Raw genomic sequence first — 13,948 nt, forward strand, 5'->3', positions numbered from 1 at the left:
TCGAGGGGTAAACTGCCCGCCCCGTGAAATGTCTGCGAGCTGGAGTCGGCAATGCGTAAAGATAAGAAGCAAGTGATTGGTGACGAGATCGGCGATAAGCAGATCAAACTGTTCCTCGATTTTGAACCGGTCGACGCCACTTCCCCGTCCCTGCATAAACTGATCAAGGCTTATCGCGGCCTGCGCATCGATGATTTCGAGCGATTCCTGACGTTTTTCGTCGAGGCCGGGTTTGATCTGGATGGCAAGGATGAGCACGGCAATGATTTCGTCGCGGTGATCAAGGATCAGCGTAATGCGGCTGACTACGTCGAATTGATCGCCAAGGCTCGTGGCTAAGATCAAAAGCCAGGATCAAAAGATCGCAGCCTCGTTTCACTCGACAGCTCCTACCAGCTCCTACAGGGATTGTGGCCACCCGACAATGTTCGGTATGACGTGGTCCCTGTAGGAGCTGCCGAAGGCTGCGATCTTTTTCGTAGGCAAACGAAGACAAAAAAACGCCCCGCTCTCACTGAGAACGGGGCGTTTTTTATGGCGCCGAATCAAGCGTAGCTTTCGGTCTCGTTGCTGGCTTCAACCAGTTCCAGCGCGACGTTGTTGTGCGCGTTGATCTTGCGATACAGCGCAGCGTCGGTTTCCAGAACCTTTTCCCGGGCCGGGAAGATTTCCGCGAGCTTGGCAGCCCATTCGCTGGACGCCTTGTTCGGGAAGCACTTCTCGATCAGCTCAAGCATGATCGAAACGGTTACCGAAGCGCCCGGCGATGCGCCGAGCAATGCAGCAAGAGAGCCGTCCTTGGCCGCGACCAGTTCGGTACCGAACTGCAAGACGCCGCCCTTTTTCGGGTCCTTCTTGATGATCTGCACCCGTTGGCCGGCCACTTCCAGGCGCCAGTCCTCGGCTTTCGCTTCGGGGTAGAAGCGGCGCAGGGATTCCAGGCGTTGTTCCATCGATTGCATCACTTCGCTGACCAGGTACTTGGTCAGGTCCATGTTGTTTTTCGCCACGGCCAGCATCGGGCCGATGTTGCCGGCGCGTACCGACATCGGCAGGTCCATGAAAGAACCGTGCTTGAGAAACTTGGTGGTGAAACCGGCGTATGGCCCGAACAGCAGCGACTTCTTGCCATCGACTACGCGGGTGTCCAGGTGCGGCACGGACATCGGTGGCGAGCCAACCGCGGCCTGACTGTAGACCTTGGCCTGGTGGTGCTTGACCACTTCAGGGTTGTCGCAACGCAGCCATTGGCCACTGATCGGGAAGCCGCCGAAGCCTTTGCTTTCTTCAATGCCCGAGGCCTGCAACAACGGCAATGCCGCGCCGCCAGCGCCGAGGAAGACAAACTTGGCGTCGACTTCGCGGGTGTTGCCGCTGTTCACGTCCTTGATGCTGACGGTCCAGTCGCTGCCATTACGCTTCAGGCCAGTGACGCGCTTGCAGTACTTGACCTGTGCATCGGGTGCGCTGGTCAGGTGCTTGAGCAGTTGATTGGTCAGTGCGCCAAAGTTGACGTCGGTGCCGTTCATCACGCGGGTGGCCGCGAGGACTTCGTCGGCCGGACGGCCCGGCATCATCAGTGGCATCCACTCGGCCATCTTGGCCTTGTCTTCGGTGTATTCCATGTCGGCGAAGGCGTGGTGCTTGCTCAGCACGTTAAAGCGATCCTTGAGGAAGGACACGCCGTTGTCGCCTTGCACGAAGCTCAGGTGCGGCACCGGGCTGATGAAGGATTTGCACGAGCCGAAGGTGCCTTTTTTGGTCAGGTAAGACCAGAACTGCTTCGACACCTCAAACTGGGTGTTGATGTGCACGGCTTTCTTGATGTCGACGGTGCCGTCGGCGGCCTGAGGCGTGTAGTTGAGCTCACACAGCCCGGCGTGACCGGTACCGGCGTTGTTCCACGGGTTGGAACTCTCCGCAGCACCGGAATCCATCAGCTCGACGACTTCCAGCTTGATCGCGGGGTCGAGCTCTTTGAGCAGTACAGCGAGGGTGGCACTCATGATGCCGGCCCCTACGAGTACTACGTCGACTGCTTCGTTATGCGCCATTTAACGCGTCTCCAAAATCTGCAGCACCAAATTGTCGGCATAGCTGCCAGGCGTTCCGGGGCGTGTCAGTGATGCCCCAGGTACTCATGGCCAGGATCGCCATGTCCGAATCTTCGCAATTTTTCGCAACTTCGACGGACGCTACCGGCCGGGCTTATGAATCACATGAACTCATTTCATCGCGCGACTGGCAATTCGACTTATGGTCGAGACATCCGTTTGTGCAACCAAATCCGTAGCGGACAGGCTTCAGGCTCCGGTGTTCGAGGAGTACTCGGTCCTGTGTCGTTGGGCTGTTTCAGACGCTAATGGTGCATGTTCAGACGCAAAACTATTCATTTGCTCGCCACACTCTTGTGAAGTTGTGAAAACCCGTTTTTTTCACGCTCTTTTGAAGACGTGAACCTCAAAAAAGGGCTGTCCCAGCCTGGCACCGTGCCCGGATGGATTGCCGCCATGGGATACATGACAGGCAAAACGGGCAAACAGCTCAGTAACCGAGCGTAATGACAGCTCTGCAGATTCGCGAAAAGTGGGGTTTTTGCTCAGGGAACAGCAAGCGCGCCAGCTTCACTCGATCTGTGTGGGCGGCTCTCTGTGGGCGGTGCGGGGGTGTCAATACCGAGGTATTAACGATGCTGCGAGGCCCGATCAGGAGACGTCCTTATAATCGGGGTGAGATTGTATCTAAGAAACGCAGGGAAATGGACGTGTTTAATGACTTTTATTAGGCGCCTGGTCAGGTGGTCAACAGCTGTTGAGCGCGTGCGCGTGGCTGGCGCTGGCTGATGCGGGCGCTGGCGGGCAGGGGATGGTGCAGCCAGTTGAGGCGGATTTCTTCAATTTCGACCCAGCCATCGCCCATGGGCTGGAGGCTGCACTGCTTGAAAGCCTGGCAGTGGCCGTTGCGGTCGAGCAGGGCAAAGCTGCGGTGCAATGGGCGTGGCGCGAACAGCGAGATCAGATAACGCATGGCGAAGTACCTTGTGGGGGCTGCTGTGAAGAATGCCCGTGAGCCGTGACATGGAAGTGTAAGGACGATGACATATCTGTGACAGGAGCCGCGGTCTTAAAGGTGTGCCAGAAATTTCAGTAATGTCTGTAGTCCCCTAGTTCGTCGCAGTCGCCCACCGCTATACTGCGGGCCTGTTTGTGCCTGATTCTGGAGAGAAGAGCATGTTGCAACGCCTGTTGTTCGGTTTGATCACTGTGACCAGTTTGACCCTGGTTGGCTGCGCCCACAGCCCGCAACAACTGAGCCCGGAACCGAAGCTGACCACTCAGCTGGCGCCGGTTGGCCATGGCCAGCAGGTTGTGGTGCGTGTGGTGGACGGCCGTCCGTCGCCAACCCTGGGGACCCGTGGCGGTCTATACCCTGAGACCAGCGCAATCACCGTACAGGGCGCGCAGATTCTGCCGAAGCTGCAAGCCCAGGCCGAAGCGGCCGTGCGTTTGCTGGGCTTCACCCCGGTGTCCAACGGCATGAACGCGCCGCAGTTGACCGTGACCCTGGCGGAGCTGAAGTATCAGTCGCCTAAAGAAGGCATGTACGTGACTGAAGCGACCATCGGCGCGACCTTCCGCTCCGATGTGCAGAATGCCAACCGTCGCTACAGCGGCCGTTACGGTGCTTCCCTGGATCAGCGTTTCGGTATGGCACCGAACCAGGAAACCAACACCAAGCTGGTCAGCGATGTATTGAGCGACGCGCTGACGCGCCTGTTCAAGGACCCGACCGTGGGTCAGATTCTCGGCGAATAACGCGAGCCCCGTAGGAGCTGCCGAAGGCTGCGATCTTTTGATCTTGTTCAAGACCGCTGAAGATCAAAAGATCGCAGCCTTCGGCAGCTCCTACAAGGCGTGCCAGCCGACATCCATATTGGATGTTAAGCCGTCATCGCGGGCAAGCCTCGCTCCTACAGGGATCTAAAGCGTCACGCTGCTTCGGAGTAAAACTCCAGCACACTCACGCCGGTCAGCAAATCCGTTTCCGGCAGGTCCGCATGTTGATGCCCGCCCAGCGCGCAATACACCAGCCAGTGGCGGTCCTGGACGTTGAAGGCAAGGCTGCCAACGAGATTCTGTTGTTCGTCGCTTTGGGCGATGAGGTAGAGGCGGTCCTGGTTTTCGGCGTGCAGCATGTTGAACTCTGAGTCGGTTTCGAGGGGCGCCAGACTGGCGCATTCAGATGACGATGCCGTGACGCCGGTCAGGAATCGGCCTAGTGGTGCGTTATTTGTCGCAAAGGGGAGGGCAGGCGGGCAGGCTTTCGGTAGAATTCGCGCCGCAGTCGTCGGTCCGGCGTCTGCCACCCTGGTTCTGCCCGAGGCCCGTGATGTCGTTGCATTTGATTTCGCTGTTTACCAACCATCCCGCCAAATTGATCAACTTGCTGGCCTTGCTGTTGGCCTTCCCGGGCAGTTGGTTGCTGCACGCCACTCGTCGCCGCGAACAGCGCGCGCTGGCCGTTCTTGAGGCGGCCACCCAGAACCGCCGCGTCGATGATCCGATGTTGATGCTCGACAGCGCGACGATGCGGATGAATCGGTTTTTCTATCGATTCGGCTTCGCTTGCCTGGGCGTGGCGCTGGTGGTGTCGTGGGTCAGCACACGGTTTTGAGAAAAAGATCGCAGCCTGCGGCAGCTCCTACAGTTACCGCGTGCGCCGGATACGCCACGGCCCCCGTAGGAGCTGCCGAAGGCTGCGATCTTTTGATCTGAAACACCAACAAAAACGGCGCCCGCAGGCGCCGTTGTCGTATCTGGTCAAACCGCTTAAAGCGCCAACCCCGCCTTCACTCGATACTGATTCCTCACCGGCGTCGCATATTGCAGCACCATGAACGGCCGATGCGCCTCAGGGCAAGCGTCCAGGCGTCGCTGCCATTCTTCCTGAGCCTTGGCCAATTCATCGGCGGCAAACACCTCGGTCGCTTTCGGCACCTGCAGGTGCGGATCCGCGCCCTTCCACATGGCGTACGCCAGGTAGTGCACCGGGAACAACCGGTAGCCGCCGAGGATTTGCCGGTCCATTTCGATCGCTAATTGCTTGGTGTCATCGAACAACTCGGTGATTGGCGTGGCAAAGTTCACGTGGACGCGTCCCTTGTAGCCAGTGATGCCCTTGGCAATGCTCACGTCATCCTCGCCCGGCACCTTGGTGTAGCTGCCGGTGGTGGCGCGGATAAACAGTTCGCGGGCCTTGGCCTGGTCGCACGGGTCGTATTCGTAGCTGATCGACACCGGGGTGAGGTTCAGCGACTGAATGACCTCGCCGAACGGCTCGTCCTTGCGGCTCATGTGGAACATCTTGAGGATCGCCGACTCGGTACGGTCGTCGCCGTCCTTGGCCCGGCCTTCGGCCTGGGCGATCCAGATCGAGGCGCAGTCGTTGCGGATCGAGTGGTTGATGTAGGCCGACAGCAGCTGATAAGCAGCCATCTTCTCGCGGCGACCGGTGATCGAACGGTGCACGATGAAGCTCTTGTTCAGGCGCATCAAATCGCTGACAAAGGGCTTTTGCAGCAGGTTGTCGCCAATGGCAATACGCGGGGTCGGCAGGCCGGCGTGGTACACGGCATAGTTGACGAAGGCCGGGTCCATCACGATGTCGCGGTGGTTGGCGATGAACAGGTAAGCGCTGCCAGACTTGAACTGCTCGACGCCGGTGTAGGTCACGCCGTCAGTGGCGCGCTCGATGGTGTGGTCGACGTACACCTCGACTTTGTCTTGCAAGGTGGCCACCGAGTTGACGCCGGCGAACTCACGGCGCAGCCGATGAGCTATAAGAGGTTTGAGCATCCAGCCGAAAGCACCGGCGTAACGCGGGAAGCGGAAGTGGATGAGGATATCTAGAAGCGCCTTGTCGCCGAGCAGCCGTGCCAGCACCGCTGGGACTTCGCTGTCGTCGTAAGGTCGGATGGCATCGAATTCGCCCATCATGCTCTCTTGTTAGAAACGGCTAGGGTAAGTAAAGGTTTTGATCGAAAACCAACGGGGCACGGTCTGAAAAGTTAGCCAGACAAAAATAGCCCTGCAAATAGACCGGCGATTATACGCACAAGTCACCTGGGAGACCGCGATGCTGGAAACCGAGCGCTACGAATGTCCGTATTGTGGTGAAGAGGCCGAGGCCGTGCTGGACTTGTCCGGCGGTGATCAGACCTATATCGAAGACTGTCCGGTGTGTTGTCGTCCGATCACGTTTGTCCTGCAGACCGACGGTCAGGAATGGTTGCTCGAAGTTCATAGCGAGAACGAATGAAAGGGGCGCTCCATGCAGCGAATCTACGAACCGGAAAACCTGATGGAAGGCGAATTGCTGCAAAGCATGCTCGCCAGCGAGGGCATCGAAGCCCATCTGGTGGGGCGCGATTTGCTCGGCGGCACCGGCGAGTTGCCGATCTTCGGCCTGCTGGGCCTATCGGTGGATAACGACCAGGCTGAGTACGCCAGGGAGCTGATCACCGCCTACAATGCCGCGCTGCCGATGCCCGGTGATGAACCGGAAAGTTTCCCCGGCACGCTGGTCTGTTAGGCTGGCGTTCGTTTTATCAAGAGTCGTGTTGCCCCATGTGTGGACGTTATGCCCTGTTTCGCTGGAACCCCGCCTTCGCGGCCCTGCCTGGCTTTCCTGCCGATCAGCAGGCCCAGTGGAATATTTCCCCCAACGATTCGGTGTTGATGCTGCGTGCCGGCCCTGAGGGGCAGCGCGAACTGGCCCGCGCCCGCTGGGGCCTGACGCCGCCGTGGCTGACCGATCTGTCGCGTACCCCGGCCCATGCCCGCGCCGAAACCGTCGCCGAACAGCCGATGTTTCGCCAGGCCTTGCGCGAGCGCCGTTGCCTGTTGCCGGCCAATGGCTTCTACGAATGGCGCGGCATGACGCGCAAGCGTCCGTATTGGCTGACGCCGGGGGAGGGTTCGGCGCTGTTTTTCGCGGCGATCTGGGAAGCGTATCCGGTACAGGAACAGGTGTGGCTGAGCACGGCGGTGATTACTCAACCGGCGGCGAGTCAGCGTCGGCCGTTGATTCTCGATGAGGCGGGGCAGGCAGCCTGGCTGAATCCCGAGACGCCATTGCATGTGTTGCAAGGGTTGCTGGCCAGTGAGCCCGCGGCGTTGCGCGAGCGGGTGCTGGCGAATCTGGTGAATGATCCGAAGCTCAATGGGCCGGAGTGTTTGACCCTGGGTTAAATAGCGTTATCGAAAAGATCGCAGCCTTCGGCAGCTCCTACATAGGGCGGCGTACACCGTGTAGGAGTTGCCGAAGGCTGCGATTTTTTGATCTTGCTTTTAAACCTTGAACTGATTGATCAACCGCCGCTGCTGTTCCGCCAATTTGGTCAGGTCCGCACTCGCCGCGCTCGATTCATTCGCCCCGCCCGCCACTTCATTGGCCACTTGCCCAATGTTGATCACGTTCCGGTTGATGTCATCCGCCACCGCACTCTGTTCCTCGGCCGCGCTGGCAATCTGCGTGTTCATGTCGTTGATCACCGACACCGCCTGAGTAATCGTCTCCAGCGCCTCGGCGGCCTTGGCCGCGTCATTATGGTCCAGTGCGTTTTTTCCCTAGCCGATGTAGGTGCCGAGGATTTTCGGGTTCTTGGTGACGTTTTCCTTGATCAGGCTGATCAACTGCTCACGGCTGATGTTCAGTTGTGGTTGGCCATCGGCCTGCGGCGTGCCGATCAGTTCGTTGACCCGCACCAGGCCGCCGGCAATCAGCAGCGGCGCTTCGAGTTCACGCTGGATCTGACTGACCTGGGTTTGCGCCAGGGACGTCAAGCGTTGCTCGATGACTTGTTCGAACTGCGCCTGGGTCCGTTCCTGGACCATGTCTTGCGTCCGGGCGCTGGAAAACAGCGCGTACAGCACCAGGGCTGCCACCACACTGAGAACGATAGCGCCGGCCAGGGCCGCCACGGAAAACTGGATCGACTTGAATTTCATGGGTGCTCCGCACGCAAGAGGACGTCTGCGCTGCTGTATCGGCAGGGGATTCGGGGACCATGAGCGGGTAATGGCGAAATGACTGTTTTGGAGCGCTGGATGTCGCAAATGAGGCCGTGCGGGCGGGGTGTGCGGTGATGTGTGAATTTTTTCCTGCCGCGATCAAGGTCTTCTCTGAAAAGTAGCGTGCTACACGTCTGTTGTATCTGGCGCCGATACAATTCACGCCCTAGGATACGCGGCATGTTTTCAGGGAGCTTTTGGATGAACAAGACATTGGTTGTAAGTGCAATGAGCGTGGCATTGCTGCTCGCCGGTTGTCAGTCGGTCAACACCACCAGCGGCGGAGCCGTCGGCGTTGAGCGCAAGCAGTACATGTTCAGCATGCTGTCCTCGGATGAGGTCAACCAGATGTATGCCCAGTCCTATCAGAAGACAGTCGGGGAGGCGACGAGCAAAGGCGAGCTGGACAAAACCAGTACCGATGCCAGGCGCATCCAGGCCATTGCCGATCGGCTGATTGCCCAGGCGCCGAACTTCCGTCCGGATTCGGCCCAGTGGAAGTGGGAAGTCAACCTGATCAAGAGCGATGAACTCAACGCCAACTGCGGTCCTGGCGGCAAGATCATTTTCTACACCGGGCTGATCGACAGCCTGAAACTCACCGACGATGAAATCGCCGCAGTCATGGGGCATGAAATCGCCCACGCCCTGCGTGAGCATGGTCGTGAAGCAATGTCCAAGGCCTATGGCATCGAAATGGCCAAGCAGGGTGCTGGCGCCTTGTTCGGTCTGGGGCAGGACAGCCTGGCCCTGACCGACACCGTGGCCAATTACGGTATGACGTTGCCCAACAGCCGCGCCAACGAAAACGAAGCCGACCTGATCGGCCTGGAACTGGCGGCTCGCGCTGGCTACAACCCGAATGCCGCGATCACCTTGTGGAACAAGATGAGCAAGGCTTCCGAAGGTTCGTCGCCGGAATTCATGAGCACTCACCCGGCGTCGACCAGTCGGATTGCTTCGCTGCAGGCAGCGATTCCGAAGGTGATGCCGTTGTACGAGAAAGCTGCGAAGTCCTGATATTCATGGGGCGAGGCTGCTGACGCCTTCGCGAGCAAGCCCGCTCCCACATTGGATCACCAGTGCTCACAAATATTGTGGCCACCGAGATTCCCCTGTGGGAGCGGGCTTGCTCGCGAAGAACGATAACGCGGTCTACCGACCTACGCCGTCAAACCCACCCACTGCTCTGCATCGCCTTGTAAACGGCGACAATCGCCAGCACAAAGAACGCCGCCGCCGCCAGGCGACGAATCAAGGTCAATGGCAGTTTGTCCGCCGCAAAGTTACCGGCCAATACCACGGGTACGTTAGCGATCAACATACCGGCGGTGGTGCCGATGATCACCAGCCATAGGTCCGGGTATTGCGCGGCGAGCATCACGGTGGCGACCTGGGTCTTGTCGCCCATTTCGGCGAGGAAGAACGCGATCAGCGTGGTCAGGAACGGCCCGAACTTGCGGGCTGTACTGGCTTCGTCGTCGTCCATCTTGTCCGGTACCAGGGTCCACAACGCGGTCGCGGTAAAGCTCGCGGCGAGGATCCAGTGCAGCGTTGCATTGGTGAAGAAGCTACCAAACCAGGCACCTACCGCACCGGCTGCCGCGTGGTTGGCCAGAGTCGCGGCGACGATGCCGGCGATGATCGGCCAGGGTTTGCGAAAGCGAGCGGCGAGAATGAGCGCGAGCAGTTGCGTCTTGTCGCCGATTTCGGCCAAGGCAACGATTGCGGTGGGAACGAGAAGAGAATCCAGCATCAGGGTTTTCCTAAGGGGCGGGTCGACACGGCTATGACACGTACAGCCTTCCCGCCCCGGGTAAGGTGTTCGTGTCATAGGTCTTGTCAAACCCTGGCGATCCGTCTGTGCGGACGCTTGGGTCGCATACGCCATGGTCTGTTGACCAAGTATGTTGACGTATGCCGGACGAGCATGGCGCTCGTGGGAGACTACTCCCCTAGGACGGAGCGGATTCTGCCTAGGCAAATCCGATTGGGCAAGCCTCTTTTTTAAAAGAAGTTTCAGCCGCGTTTGGCCCGGTAGATCCGGAAACCCTGTCCTTCGGCCTTGATCGCACACACGCCAAGGTGCTCTTCGATCAGCGGTTGATACTTCAGGAAGCTGTTCGCCACCAAGCGCAATTCTCCACCGTTTTTCAGATGTTTGGCTGCTTTTCGCAGCAAGTTCTCGGTCGCGAAATAATCGGTGTGCACCCCGACGTGGAACGGTGGGTTGCTCAAAATCGCACTCAAACCCATCGGTGCCGCGTCGATACCATCACCGGTAATCACCTCGGCTTCCAGACCGTTGGCGGCCAATGTCAGACGACTGCTGGCGGCGGCAAACGCATCCACGTCGAGCAGCGTGACCTGATTGTGTGGATAACGACGCTTGACCGCCGCACCCAACACGCCGGCACCGCAACCGAAGTCCAGCAAGTGGCCGCTCGGCAATTTGTCCAGATGCTCCAGCAACAGCGCGCTGCCGCGATCCAGGCGACCGTGGCTGAAGACGCCCGGCAGGCTGATGACTTTCAGCGGCCCTTCGGCCAATGGCAGTTCGTATTCCTGGGCCAGGCTCTCCAGCGACCTGGCTTCTGGCGCATTGGCCACGGTGACCTGCCACAGTTGGCAATGCCGGGCGCTGTCGAGCTTGCGCGGTTTGCCGAACGGGTTCAGTTGTTTGGCCGCGCCTTCGATACCGCTGCGTTTTTCACCGACCAGGTATAACTCGCGCCCGGCCAGACGCGAGGCGAGGGCGTTAAGGATGTAGTCGGTCAAATCCTTGGACTTGGGCAGAAACACCACGGCGGTTTCGAATTCGCGCTCGGGCGCGTTCACGCCAAACTGGCTGCGCTCGGCGAAGCGTGCGTCCAGCGCTGCTTGATCGCCGGCATGCCAGCACCAGCCGTGGGCGTCGGGCAGGCGGCCCAGCAAGTCGTCGGCCGGCAAACCGGCCAGCAACACCGAACCCTGGAACAATTCGGCCTGACGAAGCAGTACTTCACTGCGCGGATCCATACTCTGCTCCTTGAAAAAAGTGCGGCAGTTTATCAACTGACGACCCGCAGCGCTGTACCGCTGAAGAATGCCTGCGCGTTTTCGGTCAACTGGCCAACGATCCGCTGCCGCGCTTCGCGACTGCCCCAGGCGTTGTGCGGGGTGACAATCAGTCGAGGAATGTCATGGGCCAGCAGTGGATTGCCGGCGGTCGGTGGCTCGACGCTCAGCACATCGGTGGCCGCGCCGCCTAAATGACCATTGCGCAAGGCGGCAGCCAGCGCCTGTTCGTCGATCAAGCCACCGCGCGCGGTGTTGACCACGAAGGCCCGGGTTTCATCGAGGCCAGCTCACGGGCGCCGATGAAGTGTCGGGTGTGTTCGTTGAGCGGGCAGTGCAGGGTCAGGGCGTCGATTTGTGGCAGCAGTTCATTCAGCGGCAAGCGATCCGGGCGGGCAGGGCGACCGGGAATCTGCCCGAGCACTACGCGCATGCCAAAGGCTTCGGCCAGTCGTGCGACCGCGCCACCCAATTCACCATGACCGAGCAGGCCGAGGGTTTTGCCTTCCAGTTCGACGATCGGGTAATCCAGCAGGCAGAACTGTTTGGCCTGCTGCCAGCGCCCTTCGCCGACGGCTTTTTGGTAGTCCGCCAGGCGTGTCGCCAGATTGAGCAACAGCATGATCGTGTGCTGGGCCACCGACGGCGTGCCGTAACCCTGGCAGTTGCACACGGTAATCCCGTGGGCGCGGGCGGCGGCCAGATCGACGTTGTTGGTACCGGTGGCGGTGATCAGGATCAGCTTCAATTCAGGGCTGGCGGACATGGCGGCGGCATCGATCAGGATCTTGTTGCTGATGGCGACGTTGGCGCCCTTGAGGTGCTCGATCACCTGATCCGGCGTGGTCTGGGCGAACAACTGCAAGTTGCTGAAACACTCGCGCAAAGGACTCAGGTCGAGGTCACCGAGATCCAGGGACGGGTGGTCGAGGAAAACGGCGCGGTGAGAGTTCGTCATCAACTGTACCTTTTGTGCAATGAACTGAAGGCGTAATCTGCCGAGCCTACCAGATGAAACAAATGGTTACGCACTACGCCAGAGTCGTTCGGCTAATGCAGATGCAAGCGCTGCATGTGTAGCAGCTGGCGAAGCCTGCGTTCGGCTCGGGCCGCGTTCGGACGAAGCAGTCGTAAATCCTGAGCCCGCGTTTCTCTGTAACACCGCATCGCCTGAATTCACGACTGCTGCGTCCGAACGCAGGCTTCGCCAGCTGCTACAAGGGTGTGGTTTGCCCCGGTTATTTTATTGATCTGCCCCAGAGGAGCCCCCATGTACTGGACAGAGTTTTTGACCGTTGCCCTGATTCACCTGCTGGCCGTCGCCAGTCCCGGCCCGGACTTTGCCGTGGTGGTGCGTGAGAGCGTGACCCACGGTCGTCGCGCCGGGACCTGGACCGCGCTGGGTGTGGGTACGGCGATTTTCCTGCACGTCGGTTATTCGCTGCTCGGCATCGGCCTGATCGTGTCCCAGTCGATCGTGCTGTTCAACGCCTTGAAATGGGCCGCCGCCGCGTACCTGTTGTACATCGGCTTCAAGGCCCTGAGGGCACAGCCGGCCAAACCGGTGGCGGACGATTTACACAAGGAAGTCGGCGAACGCACCGCGCGTGGCGCGTTCACTTCGGGCTTCGTGACCAATGGTTTGAACCCGAAAGCCACGCTGTTCTTCCTGTCGTTGTTCACCGTGGTGATCAACCCGCACACGCCGCTGGCGGTGCAGGCCGGTTACGGGGTTTACCTCGCGGTGGCGACAGCTTTCTGGTTCTGCCTGATGGCGATGCTGTTCAGCCAACAGCGTGTGCGTGCAGGTTTTGCCCGCATGGGCCACTGGTTCGACCGGACCATGGGCGCGGTACTGATCGCCATCGGTGTGAAGCTCGCGTTCACCGAGATGCATTGATAGACCGTAAAAAGAGCGAAAAACACGGATCCCTGTAGGAGCTGCCGAAGGCTGCGATCTTTTGATCTTGGGCGATTTTGATACCGCTGAAGATCAAAAGATTGCAGCCTTCGGCAGCTCCTACACGGGATTGAGTTCGCTCAGTTTGTTCAGTGCACTCAGGTATTCCCGGGGATTCTCCCCGAGCAATCGACGGAACATCGCGCTGAACGCCCGAGCGTTGCCGTAACCCAGATCCTGCGCGACGCTCTGCACGCTTTCTCCGGCGAGCAGGCGGGGCAGGGCTTCCATCAGGCGCAGTTGCTGGCGCCAGGCATTGAAATTCATCTTCAGTTGTTGCTGGAACAGCCGCGCCAGGGTTCGTGAACTGGCGCCGACCTGCTGTGCCCAGTCTTCCAGCGTGTTGGGATGATCCGGTGCGCGCAGCAGTGCCAGGCTGTTCGGATTGGCCTACGTGGATGGTTGGGCCGTGATTGTACTGGGCGCGGTGTTTGGCCAGGTCACGGTGAATGACGCGATGGTCGCCAACTTCGTTGCGCCGCAATGGCAATCCCGGTTTTTTGCGCTGCGTTACTGTTTATCGTTCGGTGCCAGTGCTACTGCGATACCGCTGATTTCGTTCGTCGAACCACGCCAGGGATTTGTAGGGATTTATCTGATATTGGCGGGTTTTGCGGCGTTGACCTTCGTCGCTGCATTGGTTTTCCCACGGACGCCGTCTGAGGCTGCTGTAGGACAAATGGCGTAACCGATGACGAAATCCTGAAAATGCTGGCGCAAAGCTAGCATTTGTACGGCTGTGCAAATCATTCCTTTGACTGATTTGGCTGCGGTATAACGGCTCTAGAGTACTAAGTGTCCTGTCTCACCAAGACTGTTCCTTTTTGACGGCGTCTGTTGCCGTCATGCTGCGTTGCCG

14 protein-coding genes, 5 pseudogenes and 1 riboswitch are annotated in these 13,948 nt (G+C 59.3%); of the genes and pseudogenes, 9 read left to right on the forward strand and 10 right to left on the reverse strand.

The genetic code is table 11. From position 1 onward, the window contains the following. Positions 1–51: 51 nt before the first annotated feature. Positions 52–339 carry a PA4642 family protein gene (locus tag JFV26_RS14995; RefSeq protein ID WP_201193539.1) on the forward strand — a complete coding sequence of 96 codons (288 nt, stop codon included), beginning with the start codon at positions 52–54 and terminating at the stop codon, positions 337–339. Positions 340–545: 206 nt separating this feature from the next. Here the strand turns inward: JFV26_RS14995 and mqo are convergent, their stop codons facing one another. Next, positions 546–2,054, reverse strand: coding sequence for a malate dehydrogenase (quinone) (gene mqo, locus JFV26_RS15000; protein ID WP_201193541.1), 1,509 nt, complete (start codon positions 2,052–2,054; stop codon positions 546–548). 739 nt (positions 2,055–2,793) lie between these two features. Next, positions 2,794–3,027 (reverse strand): hypothetical protein, encoded by a 234-nt coding sequence (locus JFV26_RS15005; protein ID WP_201193542.1) that lies wholly within the window; start codon positions 3,025–3,027, stop codon positions 2,794–2,796. Positions 3,028–3,230: 203 nt separating this feature from the next. On the opposite strand from JFV26_RS15005, the gene JFV26_RS15010 reads away from it, so the two are divergent. Continuing rightward, the gene (locus JFV26_RS15010) at positions 3,231–3,815 is read left to right on the forward strand and encodes a YajG family lipoprotein (protein ID WP_201193543.1); all 585 of its coding nucleotides are present in this window, start codon (positions 3,231–3,233) and stop codon (positions 3,813–3,815) included. Positions 3,816–3,988: 173 nt separating this feature from the next. On the opposite strand, the gene JFV26_RS15015 is transcribed toward JFV26_RS15010, so the two are convergent. Then, the gene (locus tag JFV26_RS15015; RefSeq protein WP_201193552.1) at positions 3,989–4,195 is read right to left on the reverse strand and encodes a hypothetical protein; all 207 of its coding nucleotides are present in this window, start codon (positions 4,193–4,195) and stop codon (positions 3,989–3,991) included. A gap of 194 nt (positions 4,196–4,389) precedes the next feature. Here JFV26_RS15015 and JFV26_RS15020 point away from each other — a divergent pair, with 194 nt between their 5' ends. After that, a complete protein-coding gene (locus JFV26_RS15020; RefSeq protein WP_201193553.1) occupies positions 4,390–4,674 on the forward strand; it encodes a hypothetical protein in 285 nt (94 codons plus the stop codon). Positions 4,675–4,829: 155 nt separating this feature from the next. Here the strand turns inward: JFV26_RS15020 and JFV26_RS15025 are convergent, their stop codons facing one another. Continuing rightward, a complete protein-coding gene (locus JFV26_RS15025) occupies positions 4,830–5,993 on the reverse strand; it encodes a 1-acyl-sn-glycerol-3-phosphate acyltransferase (protein ID WP_201193560.1) in 1,164 nt (387 codons plus the stop codon). 142 nt (positions 5,994–6,135) lie between these two features. Between JFV26_RS15025 and JFV26_RS15030 the strand changes: the two genes are divergently transcribed. Genes JFV26_RS15030 through JFV26_RS15040 form a run of 3 tightly spaced genes read left to right on the forward strand, consistent with a single transcriptional unit; the run spans position 6,136 to position 7,250 of the window. Further along, positions 6,136–6,318 (forward strand): CPXCG motif-containing cysteine-rich protein, encoded by a 183-nt coding sequence (locus tag JFV26_RS15030; protein WP_008153387.1) that lies wholly within the window; start codon positions 6,136–6,138, stop codon positions 6,316–6,318. 12 nt (positions 6,319–6,330) lie between these two features. Then, positions 6,331–6,591, forward strand: coding sequence for a putative signal transducing protein (locus JFV26_RS15035; RefSeq protein ID WP_201193563.1), 261 nt, complete (start codon positions 6,331–6,333; stop codon positions 6,589–6,591). Positions 6,592–6,626: 35 nt separating this feature from the next. Continuing rightward, complete coding sequence (locus tag JFV26_RS15040; protein ID WP_201193565.1) at positions 6,627–7,250, forward strand: SOS response-associated peptidase; 624 nt, start codon at positions 6,627–6,629, stop codon at positions 7,248–7,250. A gap of 99 nt (positions 7,251–7,349) precedes the next feature. On the opposite strand, the pseudogene JFV26_RS15045 reads toward JFV26_RS15040, so the two are convergent. Both JFV26_RS15045 and JFV26_RS15050 read right to left on the reverse strand, forming a co-directional pair. Then, positions 7,350–7,601, reverse strand: a pseudogene (locus tag JFV26_RS15045) (methyl-accepting chemotaxis protein); the annotation flags it as partial. A gap of 30 nt (positions 7,602–7,631) precedes the next feature. Further along, positions 7,632–8,009 (reverse strand): annotated as a pseudogene (locus JFV26_RS15050) (methyl-accepting chemotaxis protein); the annotation flags it as partial. Between the two features lie 264 nt (positions 8,010–8,273). Between JFV26_RS15050 and JFV26_RS15055 the strand changes: the two are divergent. Beyond that, positions 8,274–9,092 (forward strand): M48 family metallopeptidase, encoded by an 819-nt coding sequence (locus tag JFV26_RS15055; RefSeq protein WP_201193566.1) that lies wholly within the window; start codon positions 8,274–8,276, stop codon positions 9,090–9,092. A gap of 151 nt (positions 9,093–9,243) precedes the next feature. Here JFV26_RS15055 and JFV26_RS15060 read toward each other — a convergent pair whose 3' ends face one another. The 3 genes and pseudogenes from JFV26_RS15060 to JFV26_RS15070 form a co-directional block, all read right to left on the reverse strand. After that, on the reverse strand, positions 9,244–9,828 hold the full coding sequence (locus JFV26_RS15060) for a TMEM165/GDT1 family protein (protein WP_201193568.1): 585 nt from the start codon (positions 9,826–9,828) through the stop codon (positions 9,244–9,246). Positions 9,829–9,916: 88 nt separating this feature from the next. Further along, positions 9,917–10,041: riboswitch (yybP-ykoY riboswitch) on the reverse strand. Positions 10,042–10,091: 50 nt separating this feature from the next. Further along, positions 10,092–11,090, reverse strand: a complete 999-nt coding sequence (locus JFV26_RS15065; protein ID WP_201193571.1) for a class I SAM-dependent methyltransferase — start codon at positions 11,088–11,090, stop codon at positions 10,092–10,094. Positions 11,091–11,122: 32 nt separating this feature from the next. After that, positions 11,123–12,087: pseudogene (locus JFV26_RS15070) on the reverse strand (2-hydroxyacid dehydrogenase). A 312-nt stretch (positions 12,088–12,399) separates the two neighbouring features. On the opposite strand from JFV26_RS15070, the gene JFV26_RS15075 reads away from it, so the two are divergent. Next, entirely contained in the window at positions 12,400–13,029 is a 630-nt protein-coding gene (locus JFV26_RS15075) for a LysE family translocator (RefSeq protein ID WP_201193573.1), read from the forward strand. A gap of 120 nt (positions 13,030–13,149) precedes the next feature. Here the strand turns inward: JFV26_RS15075 and JFV26_RS15080 are convergent. After that, positions 13,150–13,464, reverse strand: a pseudogene (locus JFV26_RS15080) (helix-turn-helix domain-containing protein); the annotation flags it as partial. 1 nt (position 13,465) lies between these two features. Here JFV26_RS15080 and JFV26_RS15085 point away from each other — a divergent pair. After that, positions 13,466–13,777, forward strand: a pseudogene (locus tag JFV26_RS15085) (MFS transporter); the annotation flags it as partial. Positions 13,778–13,948 lie beyond the last annotated feature (171 nt).

Origin of the sequence: Pseudomonas sp. TH31, from assembly GCF_016650815.1 — a bacterium.
Lineage (GTDB): Bacteria > Pseudomonadota > Gammaproteobacteria > Pseudomonadales > Pseudomonadaceae > Aquipseudomonas.

Bases quoted from the DNA above. Each gene is read 5' to 3' on its own strand.
- JFV26_RS14995 (WP_201193539.1), top strand. From the start codon at position 52: ATGCGTAAAGATAAGAAGCAAGTGATTGGTGACGAGATCGGCGATAAG.
- mqo (WP_201193541.1), bottom strand. From the start codon at position 2,054: ATGGCGCATAACGAAGCAGTCGACGTAGTACTCGTAGGGGCCGGCATC.
- JFV26_RS15005 (WP_201193542.1), bottom strand. From the start codon at position 3,027: ATGCGTTATCTGATCTCGCTGTTCGCGCCACGCCCATTGCACCGCAGC.
- JFV26_RS15010 (WP_201193543.1), top strand. From the start codon at position 3,231: ATGTTGCAACGCCTGTTGTTCGGTTTGATCACTGTGACCAGTTTGACC.
- JFV26_RS15015 (WP_201193552.1), bottom strand. From the start codon at position 4,195: ATGCTGCACGCCGAAAACCAGGACCGCCTCTACCTCATCGCCCAAAGC.
- JFV26_RS15020 (WP_201193553.1), top strand. From the start codon at position 4,390: ATGTCGTTGCATTTGATTTCGCTGTTTACCAACCATCCCGCCAAATTG.
- JFV26_RS15025 (WP_201193560.1), bottom strand. From the start codon at position 5,993: ATGGGCGAATTCGATGCCATCCGACCTTACGACGACAGCGAAGTCCCA.
- JFV26_RS15030 (WP_008153387.1), top strand. From the start codon at position 6,136: ATGCTGGAAACCGAGCGCTACGAATGTCCGTATTGTGGTGAAGAGGCC.
- JFV26_RS15035 (WP_201193563.1), top strand. From the start codon at position 6,331: ATGCAGCGAATCTACGAACCGGAAAACCTGATGGAAGGCGAATTGCTG.
- JFV26_RS15040 (WP_201193565.1), top strand. From the start codon at position 6,627: ATGTGTGGACGTTATGCCCTGTTTCGCTGGAACCCCGCCTTCGCGGCC.
- JFV26_RS15055 (WP_201193566.1), top strand. From the start codon at position 8,274: ATGAACAAGACATTGGTTGTAAGTGCAATGAGCGTGGCATTGCTGCTC.
- JFV26_RS15060 (WP_201193568.1), bottom strand. From the start codon at position 9,828: ATGCTGGATTCTCTTCTCGTTCCCACCGCAATCGTTGCCTTGGCCGAA.
- JFV26_RS15065 (WP_201193571.1), bottom strand. From the start codon at position 11,090: ATGGATCCGCGCAGTGAAGTACTGCTTCGTCAGGCCGAATTGTTCCAG.
- JFV26_RS15075 (WP_201193573.1), top strand. From the start codon at position 12,400: ATGTACTGGACAGAGTTTTTGACCGTTGCCCTGATTCACCTGCTGGCC.